Source organism: Janthinobacterium saanense (assembly GCF_014200675.1).
Taxonomy (GTDB): domain Bacteria; phylum Pseudomonadota; class Gammaproteobacteria; order Burkholderiales; family Burkholderiaceae_D; genus Janthinobacterium.
The window spans coordinates 99,496-121,540 of sequence record NZ_JACHCI010000005.1; the positions used below are offsets into that span (position 1 = coordinate 99,496).

The window sequence follows — 22,045 nt, forward strand, 5'->3', positions numbered from 1 at the left end:
CAAAAAAGAGACGGCGCACATGCGCCGCCATGGATGGATAGAGGGAGACACAATGACTAAAATACGCGGCATGCGCTGGTGGATGGTCGGGCTGGTGACGGCTGGACTCATCGTCAATTACCTGGCGCGCAATACCTTGTCGGTGGCGGCACCGACGATGATGAGCGAACTCAATATCACTACCCAGGAGTATTCCTATATCGTGGTGGCGTGGCAGGTGTGCTACGCACTGATGCAGCCCATTGCCGGTTATGTGATCGACGCCATCGGCACCAAGATCGGTTTCGCCATCTTCGCGCTGGCCTGGTCCGTGGCTTGCGCCTGCGCGGCGATGGCGACAGGCTGGCAAAGCATGGCCCTGTTCCGTGGCATGCTGGGTCTGACTGAAGCGGCCGGTATTCCAGCCGGTGTGAAGGCCACCACCGAATGGTTTCCCGCCAAGGAGCGCTCGATCGCCATTGGCTGGTTCAATATCGGCTCTTCTATCGGCGCCCTGTGCGCACCGCCGCTGGTGGTGTGGACCATTTTGCACGGCAGTTGGCAAATGTCCTTCGTCATCGTCGGCGCCATCGGCATCGTCTGGACGGGCTTGTGGCTGCTGTTCTACAAGCATCCGCGCGACCAGAAACTGTTGTCCGACAAGGAGCGCGATTTCATCCTGGAAGGCCAGGAAGCGAGCCACCACAGCGACAAGGTCAAGAAGGCCCGCTGGCACCAGATCGTCCGCAGCCGTAATTTCTGGGCCATCGCCATACCGCGCTTCCTGTCCGAGCCAGCCTGGCAGACGTTCAATGCCTGGATTCCCCTCTACATGGCCACCGAGCGCCATATGAACATCAAGGAAATCGCCATGTTCGCCTGGCTGCCATTCCTGGCCGCCGACATCGGCTGCGTGCTGGGCGGCTATTTGAGCCCGTGGTTCCACAAGTACTGGAAAGTGTCGCTGTTCACTTCGCGCAAACTGGTCGTCATCGTCGGCGCCGTCTGCATGATAGGCCCGGCCTGCATCGGCCTGGTGGCCAGTCCGTATGCGGCCATCGCGCTGTTATGCGTGGGTGGCTTCGCGCATCAGACGCTGTCCGGCGCGCTGTATTCGATCACTTCCGACGTCTTCGGCAAGAACGAAGTGGCCACCGCCACCGGCCTGGCCGGCATGTCCGGCTACCTGGGCGCCACCGTCTTCACCCTGCTGTTCGGCGTGCTGGTGACGGTGGTTGGCTACAGCCCGCTGTTCATGCTGCTGGCCGTATTCGACCTGGTCGCCGCTGCCGTGGTGTGCCTGCTGATACGCGAAAAGATCGCTCCGAGTGTGCCATTGGGCCAGCCAGCCTTCAGCAGCTAAAGACCTATCCCGATTTTCCCCGCTGTTTTCCTGCACCGCGCGGTGCGGCGGGGAGCTGTTTTTTTACGATGTTTATACACATAGGCGTCCACCAAGGCGCGAGAAGAGGAGAAGCACATGACACCATTGAATAATCACTACCCCCGCAAGCTGCTGGCGGCCGCCATGCTGGCAGCGCTGTCCGGCAGCGCGCTGGCCGACGGCATCCTGGAAAACCGCCATGTGGAAACGCGCATCTACGGTTTCCTGAACGGCGAAATCGAATCGGTGAAAGCCGTCGGCGGCGCTACGCCTTACGCCAGCCGTGGCCGTATTTCGGATGGCAATTCGCGCATCGGCTTTGCCGGTTCTATCGGCCTGCGCGGCGACGTGAGCGGCATCTGGCAAATCGAAGGCAGCCTGAATAACTTCGACGAAGGCGGCGTGAATGGCCAGGGCAAATCGGCCACCATCGAATCGCGCAATACCTTTGTCGGTATCGACAGCAAGCGTTTCGGCCGTTTCATCGTCGGTAATAACGATTCGGTCTACCGCAGCCTGGTCGGCTCGGGCGGCGCCCTGGGCGGCAACCTGGGATTGTCAGTGCAGGGCGTGGACGTGTGGAACAACACCTCGGCCCAGTTGAGCGGCAACGCCGACAGCCTGTTCGGCCGCGGCGAAGCGCGCTACAAGAATTCGGCCCACTACCTGTCGTCTGAATGGCGCGGTTTCCAGGCTGGCGCATCGTATGGCTTCGATGAACAGCGCAGCACGGGCGACGACCGTGCGCGCTACTCGCTGGCCGCCAAGTACAGCATCGGTGCGTTTTCCATCGGCGCCGGCTACGACCGCCAGCAAAATACGGGCGTCGATGTGGAAAACCTGTCCAAGGGTTTCGGCATGCGCAATACCTCGGTCAGCGGCGTAAACACCTCGTTCTACAAGCTGCTGGCGACGTATAAATTCCCGACCAGGACCTCGGTTGGCCTGGGGTTTGAGTCGGGCAGCTATGGCTACGCCGTGCAGTCGCTGCCGACACCGGGCAACATCTACACCTCGCTGGTCACGGGCAGCATGAAGCAGCGCTCCGTGATGGCCTCGCTGAGCCAGGAAGTGGGCTACGACGTGACCGTGATGCTGGCCGCCGGCAAGCTGGGCAAGCTCGATAACACCACTTTCGCCAAGCCCGACGATTTCGGCGCCACGCAGGTGTCGCTGGGCGCGACCTACAAGATTGACGAGCAGTTCATGCCGTATGTGTATTTCACGCGCATCAATAACAAGGCGCAGCAGAACGTCAACCTGGGCCAGTCTCCGCTGCACAGCAATAACTCGGGCAAGGATGACGCCTTCCTCGCACCGGGTAATTCGCCGCGCGCCTTCGGCTTCGGTTTTATCGCCCGTTTTTAAATTCGTAATGAACAAGTCCGGCCAGAGCCGGCTTAAGGACTACAGCGCTGCCACGTCAGAGCGGCGCTTACATCAGGAGATGCAAACATGAAGTCAGGTAGCAAAAAACTCAATACAGGCTGGACGCAAGCCTGCGTGGCACTGCCACTGGCCGCGATGCTGGCCGCGTGCGGCGGTGGTGGCAGCACCAATGGCGACACCGCCACCAGCTATAACCCGGGCAGTGTCTATCAGGTTGGCACCACGTCCTACGATCCGGACCTGCCGGCTGAACCTAGCCTGCCGAAAGACACGCAGGTCTGCGCCACGCTGGAAGCGTCGGGCAACCTGGTGCGCCGTCCCGACGGCTCGCTGCCGCCGGAAGCCGACCCGTCGAAACCTGGCGTGGGCGCCGTGGTGACTACCGCCACCGCCAATCCTGACCAGGCCCGTATCCAGGCCGCGCTGGACGCTTGCGGCGCTGCCGTCGACGCTGAAGTGGGTGCGAAGATCGCCGCCGCCGACGCTGCCGCCACGGCGGCGCAAAAGACGGCCAACGTCAAGAACGTCAATATCGCCGGCGTCTCGGGCGAGGAACTGGCCAAGCCCGAATACCGCGCCAGCAAGTTCGCCGTGCGCCTGGTGGTCAACCGTTCCGGCGTGGGCGATGGCTTCATCAGCGGTCCATTGACCCTGCCATCGGGCGTGACCCTGTGGATCGACAAGGGCGTGACCCTGTACGCCTCGCGCGACGTGACCACGTATTCGCCGAATCCGGCCGGCCCCTACTGCGGCAATACGGCCGTCAGCTCCAGCAAGGCTGGCAGCTCGGGTAACTGCTCGGCGCTGATCAACGGTTCCAACCTGGTCAATTCGGCCGTCATGGGCGATGGTTCAATCGACAGCCGCGCCTACTCGGAAATCGTCACCACCAACAAGCTGTACCCGTTGATGAAGGTCGACATGACCTGCTCGAACACCTATACCTCGTACGCGGCCGGCAAGCAGGCGGCCGATGGCGTGTCGTGCGATAACGGCGGTACTTTTGTCGATTCCAAATCGTCGGCGCGCAACATGAGCTGGTGGGACCTGGCCTTCCTGGGCAATATGGTGCAGAACGGCGTCACGGGCACGGGTTCGCAATCGAACTTCCGCATGATGGTGTTTAACTATGCGAAAAACCTGACCCTGTACCGCATCTCGCTCAATAACAGCGCCAACTTCCACGTCGTGCCTAGCGGCGTCGATGGCTTGACGGTGTGGGGCGTCAAGGTGCAGACGCCGACGCTGGCAGCTTTTGCCAACCCGGCCGGTAACGGCAACCCGCTGTACAACGGCGAAACCTGGAATGCGGACAACGTCAAGAATACGGATGCCTTCGATCCGGGTGCGGCCAGCAAGGCCATTTCGGGCAAGCTGGCTACCGGCAGCAGCACCACTTCTGCGGGCGCCATGTCGTTTGACGGCTACCTGAAAAACTTCGTCTTTGCCTACAATTTTGTGAGCACGGGCGACGATGACGTGGCCCTGAAAGGCAGTTCCAATCCATCGCCGGCCGGTTCTGGCCTGTTCGCCATCGATGGCAAGCGCGACGTGCGTTCGGACCGCAAGCACGGCATCGTGATCGCGCATAACCACATCTACTGGGGCCATGGCATTTCGGTGGGCAGTGAAACCAACGCCGGCGTGACCAACGTCGAGGTCTACGACAATTCGTTCACGCATTCGGAAGAAGGCTTGCGCATCAAGTCCGACTATGCGCGCGGCGGTGAAGTGAGCAATGTCCACTACCGCAATATCTGCATCCGCGATGCGCAGAACGCGCTGCTGTTTACCACCTACTACAGCACCAAGGCCTTGCCGGCGGCCGGCCCGCTGTACCCGAACTTCCACGATATCACGCTCGATAACGTGCGTATCATGGGTAACACGGCCATCAAGCTGCAGGGCTTCAAGGCCAATACGGGCGGTTTCGACAATCCACAGTATCCTCTGGTGATGAGCCTGAATAATGTGGTGACCGACTCGCCTAACGCCACGACGATGACTTCGTCCGACGCCAACCTGACGATCAAGGGCAGCAATTTGCCGATCTTTGCCAATGCCGCCGAACGCGTGACGGTCAATGGTACGGCCACGCAGGCGGTCGATGTGGACAAGGTAGTCGATTGCAGCAAGGCTTTCGTCGACTTCCCGGCCATCGGCCAGTCGAACCTGTTCGGTTCGACCTGGGATAAAAAGTAACACCGGCAGGCGCCGCGCCATGCATCTTGCGTGATGCCGGCGCGGCAGCTTGTTCTCCTGATTGAAAGGGAAGCATAGTGGAATCAGCAGACACCGTATTCGTGATCGGCGAATGCATGATCGAATTGCAGCGCAAGGAACAGCAGCAGGAGCAAGCCATGGCCTACCGCTTTGGCGGCGACACCCTGAATGCGGCGCTGTACATGGCCCGCCTGCTCGATGCGCGCCAGCACCAGGTGGCGTATGTGACGGCGCTGGGCAGCGATGGCCTGTCCGACGATATGTGCGCCAGCTGGCAGGAAGAGGGCATCGATACCCGCTGCGTGCAGCGCCTGGACGATAAACTGCCGGGCATGTATCTGATCGAAACCGATGCCTTGGGCGAGCGCCACTTTCACTACTGGCGCAGCGATTCGGCGGCGCGCTACTGGATGCGCGGGCTGCAGGCGCCGCACATCTTGCGTGAGCTGGCTGGCGCGCGCCATGTGGTTTTGTCCGGTATCAGCCTGGCGATTTTGCCGCCCGCCGACCGCGAACTGCTGCTGGCGACCCTGGCGCAATGCCATGCGCAGGGCGGCCAGATCATCTTTGATAATAATTACCGCCCCCGTTTATGGGAAAGCGCGGATGCCGCCGCTTCGATTTACCACCGCATTCTGAGCCTGTCGTCGCTGGCCTTGCTGACCTTGGACGATGAAGAGGCGCTGTACGGGCCGGCCAGCATCGCGCAGGTACTGGCGCGCACGGCGGCGCTGGGCGTGCCCGAGATCGTGCTCAAGCGCGGCGCCCAGCCTTGCATCGTCTGGCGCGAGGGCGAGCAGCAAGAAGTCGCCGCCCAGCCGGTGGCGCGCGTGGTCGACACTACGGCGGCCGGCGATTCCTTCGGCGCAGCCTATGTAGCGGCGCGCCTGGCGGGCCAGCCGCCGGCCAGTGCGGCGCGGGCAGGGCACCGCCTGGCCGCCTGCGTGATAGGCCAGCGTGGCGCCATCATCGCGCGCACGGAAATGCCTGCCGTATGAGCGTAGAAGCTGTATCATCGAATACGCCGTTTTCCCCGTTTAATTTGCTGTTCCGCTAAAAACAAGTCTACAAACAAGTCTATGAATCTGACGTCTACTCTTTCTTCGGCCGATGGCGAAACCGGCGTCAGCGCCGCGCGCCGCGTGTACGGCCTGCTGCGCCAGCGTATTGTCGAGATGAGCATGCTGCCCGGCACCCGCATCGTGGAGAAGGAACTGGCCGAAGAACTGGGCACCAGCCGCACGCCCGTGCATGAAGCGGTGCAGCGCCTGGCCGAGGAAGGCTTGATCGAGGTGCTGCCGCGCGTGGGCACCTTTGTCGCCCGCATTCCCCTCGATTCGCTGGAAGAAGCCATGCTGGTGCGCTGCGCGCTGGAGACAGCGATCATAGAAAAAGCCACGGAGCGGGCCACGCCGGAAGGCATCGCCAGGCTGCGCGCCATCCTCGCCGCGCAGGCCGACTGCATCACCAATAACGATATACGGGGCTTTCACCGCACCGATGAGAATTTTCATGCAGCCCTGGCCGAATTGTCAGGGTATCCCGGCGTCTGGCCCATGATTTTGCAGGCGAAAACCCAGATGGACCGTTATCGCCAGCTGACCTTGCCTCTGGAAGGACGCATGAGCGACGTGATGGCCGAACATGGCAAGGTGGTGGAAGCGGTGGCCTCGGGCGACCCGCAGCACGCCGTCGCCGCCATGCGCAGCCATCTCGATCATGTGCTGCCGGTGCTGGAAATCACCCGCAAACTGCGGCCTGAATACTTCATGCCGCATCTCGCCGTCAAACCCAGGCGCTAACGCCTTCCTGCCGTCCGTCATCTGCCTGCCAGCGCAGCGGGCGGGACCCGGCACGCCTGTCGATATGCATCAATAAAGGATTACACATGAAAGTGTCCCACCGTCTGACCCTGCTGGTCGGCGCCGCATTGCTGGCCATGGCCATGCTGGGCGCCTACAGCCTGCGCAATCTTTACCAGGCCATGCAGCATGACCGCCAGGCGCAAATTATCAATATGCTCAAGATGGGCGCGCACCTGGCCGCCCATTATCACGGCCAGGAATTGTCGGGCCAGCTCACGCGCGAACAGGCGCAGGCAGCAGCAAAGGAAGCGCTGACCCAGCTCAATAACGATGGCAAAAGCTATTACTGGGCGCGCCTGCCGAACGGCTTGAACCTGGTGCACCCGAATCCGAAAAATATCGGCGTGATCGCCGAAGGCGAAACCATGGATGGCCGGCCCGATTCGTTGGCCTACATTGAAGCGCTGGCCAAGGATGAAGTGGGACTGGTGTCCGTCAAGAGCCGCCGCGATGGCCAGCTGGTGGCCAAGCTCAATGGCATCATCGCCTTCAAGCCCTGGGGCTGGTGGATAGGCACGGGCTTTTTCAATGACGATATCGAGAACGCCTTCTGGCATGCAGCCATGCAGTTCCTGTGGTTCTTTGTCGCCGCCCTGGCCGTGATGCTGGCGCTGGGCTGGCAAGTGATACGCAGCGTGCTGGGCGTGCTCGGTGGCGAACCTGCCTATGCGGGCGACGTCACGCGGCGCATCGCCGGGCGCGATTTATCGGCTCCGGTGGCCTTGCGTACGGGCGACGATGGCAGCCTGCTGCACAGTATCGCGCGCATGCAGCAAGACCTGGCCACCACGGTGCGCCAGATCCGCGGCAATGCGACGGCGATAGCGGCGGCCTCGAAGGAAATCGCCAATGGCAACCTGGACCTGTCGGCGCGCACCGAGGCGCAAGCCAGTTCGCTGGAGCAGACGGCCGCCTCGATGGAGGAACTGACGGGCACCGTCAGCCAGAATGCAGGTAATGCGCAGCAGGCGAGTGCGCTGGCTGGCGATGCCTCGCAACTGGCGCAGCAGGGTGGCGCCGTGGTGGCGCGCATGGTCGATACCATGGGCGCGATAGGCCAGTCGTCACGCAAGATCGCCGAGATCACCGGCGTGATCGACGCCATCGCTTTTCAAACGAATATCCTGGCCTTGAACGCGGCCGTGGAAGCGGCGCGCGCGGGCGAGCAGGGAAGTGGTTTCGCGGTGGTGGCGGGCGAAGTGCGCAGCCTGGCCCAGCGGGCGGCCAGTGCGGCCAAGGAAATCAAGGACTTGATCGGCGTGTCGGTGACGCAGGTAGAGGCGGGCGGCGCGCTGGCCAGCCAGGCCGGCGAGACCATGCAGCACGTGGTCGAGAGCATCGCCAAGGTGACGGCCTTCATGCACGACATCAGCGCGGCCACGCATGAACAGAGCGAGGGCATCGCGCAAGTGAACCAGGCCATCATCAGCATGGACGACGTGACGCAGCAAAATGCGGCGCTGGTGGAACAGGCCGCCGCCGCCGCGCAGGCCATGCAGGAACAGGCGCATCAGTTGTCGCAACTGGTGAGCCTGTTCAGGCTGGAACGCTGACTGTTTGCCGCGCTTGCCGCTGTTGCTGATACTGGCGGCGCCAGTACCAGGCGATGCAGAGCAGGCCCAGCACCGATGGCCCCAGCTGCGTCCAGGCCTGGCCCGCAGGCAGCAGGTTGCCGGCGGCGGCCGACAGCATGGCGAACAGCGAGGCCAGCAATTTATAGATGTGTTCGTAGCGCCACAATACGGCATGCCAGCGGTGGGGAAACAGCCAGCGCGCGCTGTCGTAGAGCAAAATGGTGGCCAGGCCGCCCAGGGACGACAGCACCACGATGGCCCGCTGGCCCGAGTCATCTTCCACCAGGCGCAGCAAGATAAGCAGCCCTGCGGCCAGCGCCGCTACCGTCATGGCGCCATCGATGGCCTGCGGGCCGCTTGCCCGCGTGTACACGGCGCGCCAGCCGCTCAGTAACTGGTACAGCACCAGCACCGTCAGCACGGCAAACACGGGGCGGTAGCCAAACAAAACATTACCGATGGTGGCCGTGGTGCAGACCAGCAAGGTCAGCCCGGCGAATAGCCGGCCACGGCGGCGGTGCTCAGAGCTACCCTTGGCTTTTGCCAGCAGGAAAAATCCCAGGAGGATGGCGGCGCTGCCCGCGAGGATGTGGATGCTGATATTGATCAGGTGCGGCTGGGGCATGCATGACTCCGGGCTGATGCGTCCGACAACACGGACGCGCCCGAAGATAATAACTTGATAATTTCCTTCTGGCTATCTCCTGCCGGGAAAATCAGCCTGGCGTATAAGCCTGTACTTCCAGCGGCTGGCCCTTGGCGTCGAAGCGCAAGGCTACCGACAATTGGCTCACGCCGATGATGGCCAGTGCGTCGCAGATGTCGTTCACTTCATCCTGCAGGTCGGCCGCCAGGTCCAGCGGCTTGTCTGCGCTGTGCAGCAATGCGCCGCCAGCTGCATGGACATTGACGCGCAGCAGCATTTCGCCGTGCTCGTCGGTGGGGCCCACGATCACGGACACATCGGCAGGGGCGGCATTGTTTTCTGCCAACGCATGGTTAATGCCCGACATCATTTGCAGCATGGTGTATTCGGCCATACCTTGTTCCTTGCCGCCGTGGAACAGATCCTGGTACAGGAAACTGACTTCCAGCGCCGTGCCGGCGGGCGCCAGGCAGCGCTTGACGAGCTCGGCCACGTCGCTCGTCCATTGCTGGTAGCGGGCCATGCGCGCATCGAACCAGGCGTCCAGCGCCGCTTCATCCTTCGGTTCTTTGTAGAAAGGATCGTCCACGCGCTTGAGGGCAAAGCCCAGCAGGAAGCGCAATTCCACCGCCGTATCCTGTGGACCGAAGGCTGTCTCGCTCCAGCCCACGATGCTGCGCTCCAGGCCAGGCGCGGCGACGATTTTCTTGTCCGTCATCGAGGTATAGGCGTCGCGCACCATTTCATGCAGATGGCTGTAGGTGATGCGGTCGATTTCGTCGAGGTCGTAGGCGTGGCTCATCAAGACTACCTTGGCCTTGGCGCTTTCCAGTTCAGCTTGCTGAAAACTTTTCACCAGCGCTTCGAACGCTGGCTGGTCCTGGAAAGTGTCCGCCTGCTGCAGGCCGCCCGTGCTTTGCACCAGCAGCGGCACCACGAAGGCATTGATTTCCATGGACGGCGCATTTTCGCGGCGGATGACCACTACCGACGAGGCTTCCTCGATCTGCTGGCGCAGATACTGGTAGGCGCCCACATCTTCATATTTCGCCCTGTCGATGGCGTCGTACAGCACTTCATCGTTTTTCTGGTTCAGGGTCTTGCGGATGATGCGGCCAAATTCGACGGCCTGTTCGGCCAGCACCGTGCTTTGCGATACGCTGTCTTCCTGTTCCGCCAGGTTCAGGGCCATCGTGCACAGCATGCGCGTGACGGCTTCATCCTTGTCTTCAGGCGTATTGGCGGATTTACGGGGGACAGGGCGCTTATTTTTAGGCATGGTGGTCGTGATGGTTGATTAATGAGGTAAAGCAGGTAAAGCAAACGGGCGCCGCGGCGATGCCGCCTGGCGCCCGGAAGGGATGATACAGGCCGTGGAGGCCGCACGGTGCAATCAGTGATCGGTATCGAACATCTCGTGCAATTCATCGAGCAGGTCGGTGGTTTCTTCGGCCGACAATCCAAGATGCTTGCAGGCAAGATCACCGCCCTTGTCCCACTCCAGCGAGTTACTGTTGCCATGGTAGCGCTGAATGCCTTTTTCGGCCAGCAAGGACAGGGCTACCAGCGAACGGATGGCGTCGTCGGTGGACGGATCGGCCAACACGCTGTAATCGTGATGATGCAAGATGGCCCAGGCCACGTCCGACGACAAGCCCCAGTTGCGGGCCAGCAAGCAGCCGATGGCGGCGTGGTTGGTCTGGTGGCGCGCATCTTCCAGGCGCGTGAAACAGTGCCGGGCATCGTTGGCCGCCGCCGCATACGTGTTGACGTAATCGGGAAAACGGTTCATCAGCAGGGGCACGCCGATATCGCAGAACAGGCCAAAAGTGTGGGCGATGTCGGGCGGGGCGATGCGCAGCTTGCGCGAGGTAAACACCACGGCACGGGCCCGCTTGGCCGAGACATCCCAGAAATTGTTCAGTTCCACGCCTTCTGCTTCGAGCGCCTGGCGCGCCAGCAAGCCCGTCATCATGGCGCTGCACTGGTTGATGCCGAGAAAGTTGATGCCTTGCTCGACCGACTTGGCCTTGCGCGCGGCGCCATAAAACGGCGAATTGGCCAGTTTCAGCAGCGCGCCGGACATGCCGACATCGTCAGCGATGATGCGGGCGATCTTGCGCGGCGAGGGATCGGTTTGCGCCAGTTCGCGCTGCAAGTCAACCAGCAGGCTGGGGCGCGGTGGAATGCGGATGGAACGCATCAAGGCATCGACTGGATCACCTTCAACGGCCTTCGCTTGCGTTGCTGCTATCGTCATCATTCTTTTCGCATCACTGGGTGGTTGGTCTGTCATGCCCTGTGACGGATGTCGCTGACAGGCATCCGGCGCAGTGCCTGGAGATTATCGCTGTTTATGGATGGTAATAGTTCATCTATGCAATAAATTGTGCAAAAAAGTATGCTTTTTATCTTGTTGGCGCGATTTTTTAATGGCCATATCCATAATATTTATTGATTTTTAAGAATGATGTGTCTGTGCGCGGCACAGGCGGAAAGCAGGGGCGCGCTACAATTGCGCCATGAAAAGCATACTTGCCGGTATCGATTTTGCAGACGATTCCTTCATCGTGGCGCAGCAGCTGATCGGCGTCACCGTGCTGGTCAATGGCGTGGGCGGGCGCATCGTGGAAACGGAAGCCTATGACGGGCTGGACCCTGCTTCGCACACGTTTTCAGGCATCACGCCGCGCAATGCGGCGATGTTCGGCCCGCCTGCACACGCGTATGTCTATCGCTCCTACGGCATCCACTGGTGTCTGAATTTTGTCTGCCGCGAACCTGGCCATGGTGCTGGCGTGCTGATACGGGCGATAGAACCGGTCACGGGGCTGGAGACCATGCGCGAGCGGCGCGGCGTCGATGATGTCCGCCTGCTGTGTTCGGGGCCGGGCAAGGTCTGCCAGGCGCTGGGTGTGACGCATCTGCAGAATCGCCTGGATTTGAACGCGCCGCCTTTCGAGTTACTGGCGCGCGAGGACGAGGTGGCGGTGCTGGCCGGGCCGCGCATCGGTATTTCGAAAGCCATGGACCTGCCATGGCGTTTCGTGCAGGCCGGTTCGCGCTATTTGAGCAAGCCGATGCGTAGCCAAGCTAAGCTAGGCGCGGCGCTTGCCCCGTAGCGGACTTTGCAGTGAGCGCCGCTCGGCCTGACTTGCGCGATGCTCTTCCGGATGCTGGAAGGAATCGGCTTCGCTGGGCTTTTCCTGCACCGCCACCACCACGGCGGGCGCTGCCGCCTGGTCCAGGGTGAACACGGCCACGGCCGACGACAGGGTCACGGCCTGATCCTGCAAGCTGGCCGCGGCGGCCGCCGCCTGTTCGACCAGGGCCGCATTTTGCTGCGTCACATCATCCATCTGCGCCACCGCCATATTGACTTCGTTGATGCCCGACGCCTGTTCCGCGCTGGCTGCCTGCACGCGCTGGATGATGTCATTGACTTGCTGCACCGAGGCCACGATGGCGCCCATGCTGTCGCCCGCTTGCTGTACCGCCACGCTGCCGCCATCGATGGTGGTCACCGAAGTAGCGATCAGGGTCTTGATTTCTTTCGCGGCGGCGGCCGAGCGGTGCGCCAGGGTGCGTACTTCCGAGGCGACTACGGCAAAGCCGCGTCCCTGTTCGCCGGCGCGCGCCGCTTCCACTGCGGCATTCAGCGCCAGGATATTAGTCTGGAATGAAATGCCGTCGATCACGCCGATAATTTCCACGATCTCGCGTGAATTGGCCCGTATTGTCGTCATCATCGTCACAGCTTGCTGCATCGCCGCGCCCCCTTGTACGGCCAGGGTGGAAGCCTGGGCCGCCAACTGGCAGGCGAGCTGGGCGTTGGAAGCATTGTTATTGACGGCTTCCGTCAGCGTTTCCATGGCGCTCGAGGTTTCTTCCAGCGAGCTGGCCTGCATTTCCGTGCGCGCCGATAAATCCATATTGCCGGTGGCGATTTCGCGGGCAGCCGTGTCGATCGAGTGCACGGCATCCATGATGGTGCGCAAGGTCTGGTTCAGGTTGGCGATGGTTTGATCGAGCACGCGCGACGTGCCGGCGATTTCGTCGCGGCCAGGATTTGGCGTGCCCGCGATCAGCTTGCCGGCCGCCAGGTCTTGCACTACGTCGGCAATGCCGCGTATTTCTCCCAGCATGGCGCGCCGCACCAGCATCGTCACCACGATGGAGGCAAGGATGGAGAGGATAACGCTCAGCAGCAAGCTCCAGCCCAGGCTGCGAAACTCCGCGCTGGCTGTGGCATGCGCCTGGCTGCTGAGGCTGGTTTCCAGCGTCGACAGTTTTGCCAGCTGCTCGTTCAGCTGGACAAATTGTGTTTCCGCCTTGAGCATGGAATTGGTGGCGATCGATTGATCCATCTGCGCGATTTCCATGGTTTCCAGCACCGCCTTGCGATATGCCGCCAGGGGCACACCGGCCGCATCAATCAGGGTGCGTTCCGCTTCCGACGCCGAAGCGCGCAAGGTGGACAGTTGTTCGGCGATCGCCTGGTGGCGCGCCTTGATCTGTTGTTCCAGCGCATCGAGGCGCTCCTTGGCAAAACTGCCGTTGGTCCATGCCAGCAGCTGGTACATATTTCCGTGCGCATATTTTGCATCGCTCGCCACGTCCGAGGCCGCCTTCAGATGGCTGATGCGCACCGTCACCATGTTTTCCAGCGAGGCATTTTGCCGCACCATGCCATACCAGGCGCCGGCCGAGCTGAATATCAGCAGCAGCAAGACGAGGGCAGGCGCCAGCAACAATTTTGGTCCGATGCGTAATTTGTCGAGCATTTTCTTTACTCCTACCAGACTCCTGCCTGTGGCTGTATCGGGCGTGACGGAACCCCGCGCTGAGGCGGGGTATTTGTCCGCCTGGCTATTTTTTGTAAAGACCTGCTTCCAGCACCACATCGTTGACGCGCAGGATGTAGGTGGTCTTCGGTTCGATCTTGCCGCTGACGGGATTCTTGTACAGATAGTCGACCCAGCCCTTGCCCTGCTTTTGAGCCAGTTCAATGATTTCACGGCGATATTTCTTGCCGTTGGCATCAGGCACATCCGTCAAGTCCTTGCCGACGATGGCCGGGTTGATTGGATGGGCCAGCACGATGCCTGTCTTGATGTCGCGCATGTCCACATACAGCGAGCCTTGCACGAAGTCGGGATCCTTGGCGATGAGCTTCTTGATCATTTCTTCCTTGCCATGCGCCTTGATGAAGGCGGCGCCCCGTTCCGCCATGGCGATGGCGTCTTTTTCAGTCGGCTCCGTGGCGGCGCTAACGGCAAAACTGGTCAGTGCCAGGCATAGCAAACTACCCGTGATGAGGTGTTTCATGAAGACTCCTTGTGAAATCGAGAGAGATGTTGCCAAACCGTAATTTACGTCGCACTGGTCTACACAGAGTTGCGATTGAACAAACTTAAGTCTTGCCTAAGTGCATGTCTCATTCCATGCATGGAGTAGAAGACTTGTTGATGTGCGGCAATTGGTTCTATCTGGCAAGAACTATGATGAATTCCCAGCATGGAGATTTTTCACCATGAAAAGAATATGGCCGAAGTTGGCCTGATTTTCATTCAACTTAATGGAAGTTATTATCATTACCGTACAGGAGCTGAACATGTCCGATTACAGCAGCGAGCTTTCAAACGCCAAATTCAAACCTTATACGCGGCAGACGATTAGCCAGGCCAGGCAGTGGGATTGGCTGCCCCCCGAACAGCGCGAGGCGGTGCAAGTGGTATCACACGTTTTGCCGTTTCGAACCAATGAATACGTGCTGGATCAATTGATCGACTGGAACAATATTCCTGACGATCCGATCTATCGCCTGGTGTTCCCGCACCGCGACATGCTACCGCCCGAGCAATATGCGCATTTGCGCGACCTGGTGCTGGTGCGGCAGGACAAGCCCGCCATCGAGGCCTATGTACGCGGCATCCGCCTGGGCATGAACCCGCATCCGGCCGGGCAGATGACGCATAACGTTCCCACCATGAATGACGAACCCGTGCGGGGCTTGCAGCACAAATATGCGCAAACCGTGCTGTTTTTCCCTAGCGCCGGCCAGACTTGCCACGCTTATTGCACCTTCTGTTTCCGCTGGCCCCAGTTTGTCGGCATGGACGACATGAAGTTTGATGCGCGTGAATCGCATGAGCTGGCCGCTTACCTGAAGCTGCATACTGAAGTGACCGACGTGCTGATCACGGGCGGCGATCCGATGATCATGAATACGCGTTCGCTGGCCGCGTATCTGGAGCCCTTGCTGGACCCGGCGCTGGCGCATATCCAGAATATCCGCATCGGCACCAAGTCGGTAGCCTACTGGCCCCAGCGTTTTGTCTCCGACCGCGATGCGGATGACTTGCTGCGCCTGTTTGAACGCATCGTCAAGGCAGGCAAGAACCTGGCCATCATGGGCCATTACAGCCACGCCGTCGAATTGCGCCAGGGCATCGCCCAGCAAGCCGTCAAGCGCATCGTCTCGACGGGCGCCACCTTGCGCATGCAGGGGCCGCTGATACGCCACATCAATGAAGACCCGAATAGCTGGGCCGAGCTGTGGCAGACGGGCACCCGGCTGGGAGCGATTCCGTATTACATGTTCGTTGAGCGCGACACGGGGCCGCGCGGCTATTTCGAAGTGCCGCTGTTCAAGGCCCACGAGATTTTCCAGGCCGCTTACCAGAAGGTGTCTGGCTTGTCGCGCACGGTGCGCGGGCCTTCCATGAGCGCCTTTCCCGGCAAGATCGTCATCGATGGCGTGGTGACCATCGGCGGTGAAAAAGTGTTTGCGCTGCAATTTTTGCAGGCCCGCAATCCGGACTGGGTGCGGCGGCCGTTTTACGCGAAGTTCGATGCCGAAGCGACCTGGTTCGATGATTTAAAACCCGCGTTTGGCCAGGAGAAATTCTTCTTTGAGCTGGACCAGGCCTTGCCCGCAGTGGAGCATGCGCCGCAGCGTGTGATCCGCCTGATGCAGGCAGCCTGAGCATGGAGCGCGCCGGGCCGCCTGCGCGTTCCGGCGTGGCCGTGTTCTGCCTGATTTTCCTGCCGTATGCGCTGGGACATTATCTGTCCTGCCTGCTTCGGGGCGTCAATGCCGTGCTGACCTCGGAATTGCTGGCGGCGGTACCGCTCACGGCGACGCAGCTGGGTTTGCTGACCAGCGCGTTTTTCCTGGCGTTTGCGCTGGTGCAATTGCCGGTTGGTTTGGCACTCGACCGTTATGGCCCCCGCACGGTGCAACTGCTATTGCTGCTGGTGGCGGCGCTCGGCGTGTTGCTGTTCAGCCAGGCCCATGGCTTTGCTGAGCTGATGTGGGCGCGCGCCGTGATGGGGGCGGGCCTGGGCGGCTGTTTCATGGCTGCCGTGAAAGCCATTTCCGGCGCCGTCGCGCCTGAGCGCCTGCCGTCCATGCATGGTTATCTGATCGCCGTGGGCGGCTTGGGGGCTGCCACGGCCACCATGCCCGTCAAGCTGGCCCTGCATTACACGGATTGGCGCGGTCTCTTTCTGGGGCTGGCTGTCGCGGCATTGGCCATCGCCTTGCTGATACGCCTGCTGACACCGGCCATGCCCATACCTCAGGCGCCCACCGCTCCGCGCATCGGCCTTCGCGACGTGTATGCCGACCCAGTTTTTCGCCGCACCATCCGATTGATCCTGTTGCCGCATACCGTATTTTTTGGCATCCAGGGGCTGTGGGTAGGGCGCTGGCTCAGCGACGTGGGCGGCTTGTCCGACGATAATGTGGCTTATCTCTTGTATCTGGGCATGGCTGCCGTCATTTTCGGCGCCATTGCCATGGGCATGGTAACGGAATGGGCGGCACGGCGCGGCATCACGACCATGCAGGTGGCCGCCATCGGCATCGCCCTGTTCTTGCTGGTGCAACTGGGCATGGCCAGCAATTACCAGCCCGGCCTGCCTTTGTTGTCCGTGCTGTTCACCTTGATGGGCACGGTGGCCGGCCTGGAATACGCCATCGTCGCGCAAAGCATGCCGGCCAGTTTGACGGGACGGGCGGCTACCTGTTTGAACTTGCTGATTTTTACAGGCGCCTTTTTGGTGCAGGCGGGCTTTGGCCTGATCCTGGGACTGTGGCCCGTCGATGCCCAGCATCATTATCCTGCCGAGGCTTACCGGATCGCGTTCGCGATGCTGGTAGCCCTGCAATTGCCGGGACTTGTGTTGTTTTTCATGGAGCATATCAGGCATGCCGGTGCATCCGGTAAAATGGCAGCCTGCTCAGCGGCAATGATTAACTCCAAGGAAGACTATGAAACTCGTTCGTTACGGACGTCCAGGCAAGGAAAAACCGGGCCTGATCGATGAAGAAGGCAAACTGCGCGACCTGTCCGGCGTGATAAGCGATATTGACTGCGCCCAACTGTCCGACAAGGCCTTGCGCAAGCTGGCCAAGATCGACGAAAAAACGCTGCCCCTGGTGCGCGGCAATCCGCGCTACGGCGTACCGCTGGCCAAGGTCGGCAAGTTCATCGGCATCGGCCTGAATTACGCCGATCACGCGGCCGAAGCAGGCATGCCCTTGCCGGCCGAACCCATCGTTTTCATGAAGGCGGTCAGCTGCCTGAATGGCCCGGACGATAATGTGATCTTGCCGAAAGGCTCGAAAAAGACCGACTGGGAAGTGGAACTGGGCGTGGTGATCGGTACCCGCGCGCAATACGTGAGCGAAGAAGAGGCGCTGAAATACGTGGCCGGTTACTGCGTCGTCAACGATTTGTCCGAGCGCTCCTTCCAGCTGGAACGCGGTCCGCAATGGGACAAGGGCAAGGGTTGCGATACCTTCGGCCCGGTCGGCCCATGGCTGGTGACGCGCGATGAGGTGTATGACGTGCAAGACCTGGACCTGTACCTGGAATTGAACGGCAAGCGCATGCAGACGGGCAACACGCAAACCATGATTTTCAATGTGGCGCAGATCGTCAGCTACTTGTCGCAATTCATGACCCTGGAACCGGGCGACATCATCGCTACCGGCACGCCACCGGGCGTGGGCCAGGGCCGCAAGCCACAGCGCTTCCTGAAAAAAGGCGACAGCCTGCGCCTCGGCATCGCCGGCCTGGGCGAGCAGCAGCAGGACGTGGTGGCCTGGACCGCCAGCTGATAGCGCAGCCAGCGCGGTGCGCCATGCTGGCTTGTTATCAGCCATGACATGGCATAACTGTCACAGCTCAGCTAAAAAGTCGTATGACCTCAGCCAGGTCATACGATTGTCACACAAACTCACTATCATGATGCACCTAATATCCTCCCTCTTCTTATTAGGCGCTTCATGTTCCCCACCCCGTCTTCCGCAAAGCACTTCCGCGTCACCCGTTTGCATCTGGCCCTGGTAGCGGCCGGTCTGTGCGCGCTGCATACTGCCGCCTTCAGCGCCCCCGATGCGGCTGATGCCGCGTCCAGCCCTGGCCTGGATGCCGGCCCGGTATCCCAGGTGGTGGTCAAGGCCACGGTCGAAAAGAAAAAGCTCAGCGACAGCGTCAGCAGCGGCGCCTTGGGCCGCAAGTCGGAACTCGATACGCCATTCTCGACCAAGGCCGTCAGCAGCGATGAAATCGAAGACCGCCTGGCCACCAGCATTTCCGAAGTGCTGAAGTACGATGCCTCGGTCACCGCCATCAGCCCGCCGATCAGCACCCACCCGGCCACCATCCAGATACGCGGCCTGCGTCTCGATGACTTGAATGGCTACAAGGTCGATGGCCTGGCCAACATCAACCGCGGTACTGAAATGCCGCTGGAAATGTTTGAAAGCGTGGAAGTACTGAAAGGTCTGTCGGGTTATATGTACGGCTTCGGCTCGCCGGGCGGCATCGTCAACTACGTCAGCAAGCGCCCGACCACCGACAAGAGTTTCAGCGCTGCGCTGGGCTATCAGGAAGGCGGTGCGATCAAGGAGCATATCGATACCGGCGGCCGCCTGGGCGAAGACGGCGCCTTTGGCTACCGTTTGAACCTGCTGCATGAAGACGGCGGCGTGAAGGAAGAAAGCGGCTCCATCAATCGCAATGCCGCCAGCCTGAACCTCGACTGGCGCCTGAGCAGGGATCTGACCTTGAGCTACGATGTGCTGTACCAGCGCCGCGCCACTGTCGGCGGCACCGATATCGTGATTGCACCCAGCTTCAAGATTCCTGCACCGATTGCCGGTGACAGCAAACTCAATAGCATAGGCGCCGGCAGCGACGTCGAATATTCGCTGTACACGACGGGCCTGGAATACCGCTTGGCGCCGGATTGGACCGCCAATTTCTCGTACCGGACCTCCGATTCGAGCCGCGTCTACAAGAAGGACCAGTACTACATTACTAGCAATACCGGCAACTACAAGGACCGCGTGACCTCCGAGCGCCACGACTACCATTTTGACCAGGTGCAAGCCAGTCTCACTGGCAAATTCGCTACCTTCGGCCTGCAGCATGAAGTGGTGGCGGGCGTCATGTCGCAGAACCTGGGGTCGACCGATTCTGTCGTCACGCCCAAGCCCTATCTGGGCACGGGCAACCTGTATGCACCGACCATCTTCAACGCCACGAGCACCAATTACAGCGGTGGCTTGTACCAGGATGAAACAACCCGCCAGGATGCGGTCTTTGCCAGCGATACGGTCAAGCTGAGCGATCACTGGTCGGTGCTGGCCGGCCTGCGCTACACGCAGTTCCAGGATACCGCCTACTCCACCAAGGGCGCCGTGATTGCCAGCTATCCTGCCAACAAAACCACACCGACCATCGCGCTGATGTACAAGCCGGGTGCCGACACCACGCTGTATGGCAGTTATGTCGAAGCCCTGGAACAAGCGTCCAGCGCGCCGACTTCCGCAGTCAACGCGCTACAGACTTTTGCGCCTATCAAGAGCAAGCAGACCGAATTCGGCATCAAGACGGAACGCAGCTTCTGGAACGCCAGCGCAGCGCTGTTCCAGATTGAACGCGGCGCCCAGTACACCAACGCCGCCAACATCTACGTGGCGGATGGCCAGACGCGCTACCAGGGCCTGGAGTTCAACTCGGTGCTGCAGGCGGCGAAGAATGTGTCGATCGAAGGCGGCATCATGCTGCTCGATGCGACCTTGCAAGATGCGGCGCCCGGCTACAGCGGCAAGCGCGCCGTCGGTGCGCCGCGCCAGCAGGCTTCGGTGCAGGCGACCTGGCGCGAAGTGTTGCCGGGCCTGGCACTGCACGCCGGCGCCCAATACCTGGGCAAGCTGGCGATGGACGCCGCCAACGCCAACACCTTGCCGGACTACACCTTGTTCGATGCGGGCTTCAATTACCGTCACCGCTACTTCGGCAAGATGGTCAGCGTGCGCGCGAATATTTCCAACCTGACCAACCGCAAATACTGGACTTTCTACCAGGAGAATTATCTGAACGTCGGTTCGCCGCGCACCGCCAGCGTGAATGTACGGGTAGACTTTTAAAGTATGAAAACCTACCGTCTTGCGGCCGGCGCCGCGCTGTCCCTGCTGCTGTTGAACGCTAACGGCGAGCAGTATTATCAAAGCAAAACGCCGTATGCACCGCAGCAGGACATGGCTAGCTACGAAGCGGCGCCGCCAGGCTATCGTCCGGTCTATACGCAGATGCTGGCGCGCCACGGTTCGCGTGGGCTGAGCAGCTTCAAGGCCGACCTGGCGCTGTACAATCTGTGGCTGCAGGCCAACAAGGACGGTGCTTTGACGCCGCTGGGCCAGCAACTGGGGCCTGATATTGTGCAACTGATGAAGGCCAATTTCCTGCTTGGCTATGGCGTGGCCGGCATCAGCAAGCCAGGCTACGGCAATGAAACCATGCAGGGCGTGGCCGAGCATACGCAACTGGCGCAGCGCCTGTACCAGCGCTTGCCGCAACTGTTCAGCGACGCTGCGGCTCAGTCGCGCCAGATCGTCGTGCTCACTTCCGGCAAGGACCGCGCCGTCGACAGCGGCTATTTCTTTACCCGCTCGCTGCTGGCGCAACAAGCAAGCCTGGCGCCGCTGCTGGCCTATCCCGACTCACTGGCGCCGCGCGCCGAAACCAGCCACGACAGCCGCCCCAGGGGCACCGACCGCTACCTGCTGTATTTCCATAAACTGAGCGCCAAGCAGGATCGGGTGGCCGATACCGCCGATCCGCTCTACCCGGCTTACCAGGCGAGCCTGTCCTACCAGGCTTGGCTCAAGAGCGATGCGCTGCGCGCCCGCGAGGCGGCGATACTGGCGCAGCCAGGTCTTGCCGCCGCCTCAAAAACGGTGCTGGAACGCCTGTTCACGCCAGCCTTTGTTGCGTCGCTGGAGCAGGGACGCTACCGGGTCGCCAACACCGGCACCTACAGCTACACCAGCGCGGACGGCAAATTTACCAATACGCTCATCGGCGATGGCGATACCGTGATCGCCTCCGCCACCGACGCCGCGCTGGCGCTGTACGAACTGTATGCGGCGGCGGCCGACATGCGCCAGGAAGTGGCAGCCGACTTCACGCGCTACGTGCCGCCGGCCCAGGCCCAGGTGTTTGCCTTTGTCGACGATGCGCAGTCTTTCTATGCCAAAGGGCCGGGCATCGCTGAAAATGGCGACCTGAACTATCGCATGGCCGATACGCTGCTGGGTGACTTCTTCAGCGAGGTGGACGCCGTTGCCGGCGGCGACCTGTCGCATGCCGCCAAACTGCGCTTTTCCCACGCTGAAATCGTGATTCCCATGGCGGCCATCCTCGGCCTGCCTGGCATGGCGGTACAGTTGCCGCGCGCTACCATGTACGACTACGCCAATAATCCCTGGCGCGGCGCCACGGTGGCGCCAATGGCGGCCAATATCCAGTGGGATGTGTACACAGATGGCAAGGGCAACACGCTGGTACGCATGTTGTACAACGAAAAGGAAACCGACTTCAAGCCTGTCTGCGACAGCGCCAGGATAGCCCCGGCCAGCCATTTCTATCGTTATGCTCAGTTGAAGAGTTGTTATCAGCACTAG

The 22,045-nt window shown here is 61.0% G+C and carries 17 protein-coding genes; 12 read left to right on the forward strand and 5 right to left on the reverse strand.

Features of this window, described 5'->3' with window-relative positions; genetic code table 11:
- Positions 1-52: 52 nt before the first annotated feature.
- From HDE72_RS09605 to HDE72_RS09630, 6 genes are all read left to right on the forward strand, one after another.
- Positions 53-1,342 (forward strand): MFS transporter, encoded by a 1,290-nt coding sequence (locus tag HDE72_RS09605; RefSeq protein ID WP_183739595.1) that lies wholly within the window; start codon positions 53-55, stop codon positions 1,340-1,342.
- Between the two features lie 117 nt (positions 1,343-1,459).
- Complete coding sequence (locus HDE72_RS09610) at positions 1,460-2,731, forward strand: porin (RefSeq protein WP_183739598.1); 1,272 nt, start codon at positions 1,460-1,462, stop codon at positions 2,729-2,731.
- Positions 2,732-2,818: 87 nt separating this feature from the next.
- Positions 2,819-4,954 carry a glycoside hydrolase family 28 protein gene (locus tag HDE72_RS09615; protein ID WP_183739601.1) on the forward strand — a complete coding sequence of 712 codons (2,136 nt, stop codon included), beginning with the start codon at positions 2,819-2,821 and terminating at the stop codon, positions 4,952-4,954.
- 77 nt (positions 4,955-5,031) lie between these two features.
- A complete protein-coding gene (kdgK, locus tag HDE72_RS09620) occupies positions 5,032-5,973 on the forward strand; it encodes a 2-dehydro-3-deoxygluconokinase (protein ID WP_311735209.1) in 942 nt (313 codons plus the stop codon).
- A gap of 81 nt (positions 5,974-6,054) precedes the next feature.
- Positions 6,055-6,777 carry a GntR family transcriptional regulator gene (locus HDE72_RS09625; RefSeq protein ID WP_183739604.1) on the forward strand — a complete coding sequence of 241 codons (723 nt, stop codon included), beginning with the start codon at positions 6,055-6,057 and terminating at the stop codon, positions 6,775-6,777.
- An 86-nt stretch (positions 6,778-6,863) separates the two neighbouring features.
- Entirely contained in the window at positions 6,864-8,393 is a 1,530-nt protein-coding gene (locus tag HDE72_RS09630; protein ID WP_183739607.1) for a methyl-accepting chemotaxis protein, read from the forward strand.
- Here HDE72_RS09630 and HDE72_RS09635 read toward each other — a convergent pair.
- The 3 genes from HDE72_RS09635 to HDE72_RS09645 all read right to left on the reverse strand — a co-directional run bounded on the left by HDE72_RS09635 (position 8,377) and on the right by HDE72_RS09645 (position 11,320).
- Entirely contained in the window at positions 8,377-9,039 is a 663-nt protein-coding gene (locus HDE72_RS09635; RefSeq protein WP_183739610.1) for a DUF2306 domain-containing protein, read from the reverse strand. The two genes, HDE72_RS09630 and HDE72_RS09635, sit on opposite strands and share 17 nt — an antisense overlap.
- 91 nt (positions 9,040-9,130) lie before the next feature.
- Positions 9,131-10,339: a DUF2863 family protein gene (locus HDE72_RS09640; protein ID WP_183739614.1), complete on the reverse strand. Its 1,209-nt coding sequence runs from the start codon at positions 10,337-10,339 to the stop codon at positions 9,131-9,133.
- A gap of 114 nt (positions 10,340-10,453) precedes the next feature.
- Positions 10,454-11,320, reverse strand: coding sequence for an HDOD domain-containing protein (locus HDE72_RS09645; RefSeq protein ID WP_183740139.1), 867 nt, complete (start codon positions 11,318-11,320; stop codon positions 10,454-10,456).
- Between the two features lie 262 nt (positions 11,321-11,582).
- Between HDE72_RS09645 and HDE72_RS09650 the strand changes: the two genes are divergently transcribed.
- Positions 11,583-12,182: a DNA-3-methyladenine glycosylase gene (locus HDE72_RS09650; RefSeq protein ID WP_183739618.1), complete on the forward strand. Its 600-nt coding sequence runs from the start codon at positions 11,583-11,585 to the stop codon at positions 12,180-12,182.
- On the opposite strand, the gene HDE72_RS09655 is transcribed toward HDE72_RS09650, so the two are convergent.
- Positions 12,159-13,844 carry a methyl-accepting chemotaxis protein gene (locus tag HDE72_RS09655; protein ID WP_183739620.1) on the reverse strand — a complete coding sequence of 562 codons (1,686 nt, stop codon included), beginning with the start codon at positions 13,842-13,844 and terminating at the stop codon, positions 12,159-12,161. The genes HDE72_RS09650 and HDE72_RS09655 overlap by 24 nt on opposite strands.
- Positions 13,845-13,929: 85 nt before the next feature.
- Complete coding sequence (locus HDE72_RS09660; RefSeq protein WP_183739623.1) at positions 13,930-14,388, reverse strand: cache domain-containing protein; 459 nt, start codon at positions 14,386-14,388, stop codon at positions 13,930-13,932.
- Between the two features lie 286 nt (positions 14,389-14,674).
- Between HDE72_RS09660 and HDE72_RS09665 the strand changes: the two genes are divergently transcribed.
- From HDE72_RS09665 to HDE72_RS09685, 5 genes are all read left to right on the forward strand, one after another.
- Positions 14,675-16,048, forward strand: a complete 1,374-nt coding sequence (locus HDE72_RS09665; protein WP_221291220.1) for a KamA family radical SAM protein — start codon at positions 14,675-14,677, stop codon at positions 16,046-16,048.
- Positions 16,049-16,050: 2 nt separating this feature from the next.
- On the forward strand, positions 16,051-17,394 hold the full coding sequence (locus tag HDE72_RS09670; RefSeq protein ID WP_183739626.1) for an MFS transporter: 1,344 nt from the start codon (positions 16,051-16,053) through the stop codon (positions 17,392-17,394).
- On the forward strand, positions 17,339-18,190 hold the full coding sequence (locus HDE72_RS09675) for a fumarylacetoacetate hydrolase family protein (RefSeq protein ID WP_183739627.1): 852 nt from the start codon (positions 17,339-17,341) through the stop codon (positions 18,188-18,190). Before HDE72_RS09670 ends, HDE72_RS09675 begins: the two co-directional genes overlap by 56 nt.
- Positions 18,191-18,358: 168 nt before the next feature.
- Positions 18,359-20,509 carry a TonB-dependent siderophore receptor gene (locus tag HDE72_RS09680; protein WP_183739630.1) on the forward strand — a complete coding sequence of 717 codons (2,151 nt, stop codon included), beginning with the start codon at positions 18,359-18,361 and terminating at the stop codon, positions 20,507-20,509.
- Between the two features lie 3 nt (positions 20,510-20,512).
- Positions 20,513-22,045, forward strand: coding sequence for a histidine-type phosphatase (locus tag HDE72_RS09685; RefSeq protein WP_183739633.1), 1,533 nt, complete (start codon positions 20,513-20,515; stop codon positions 22,043-22,045).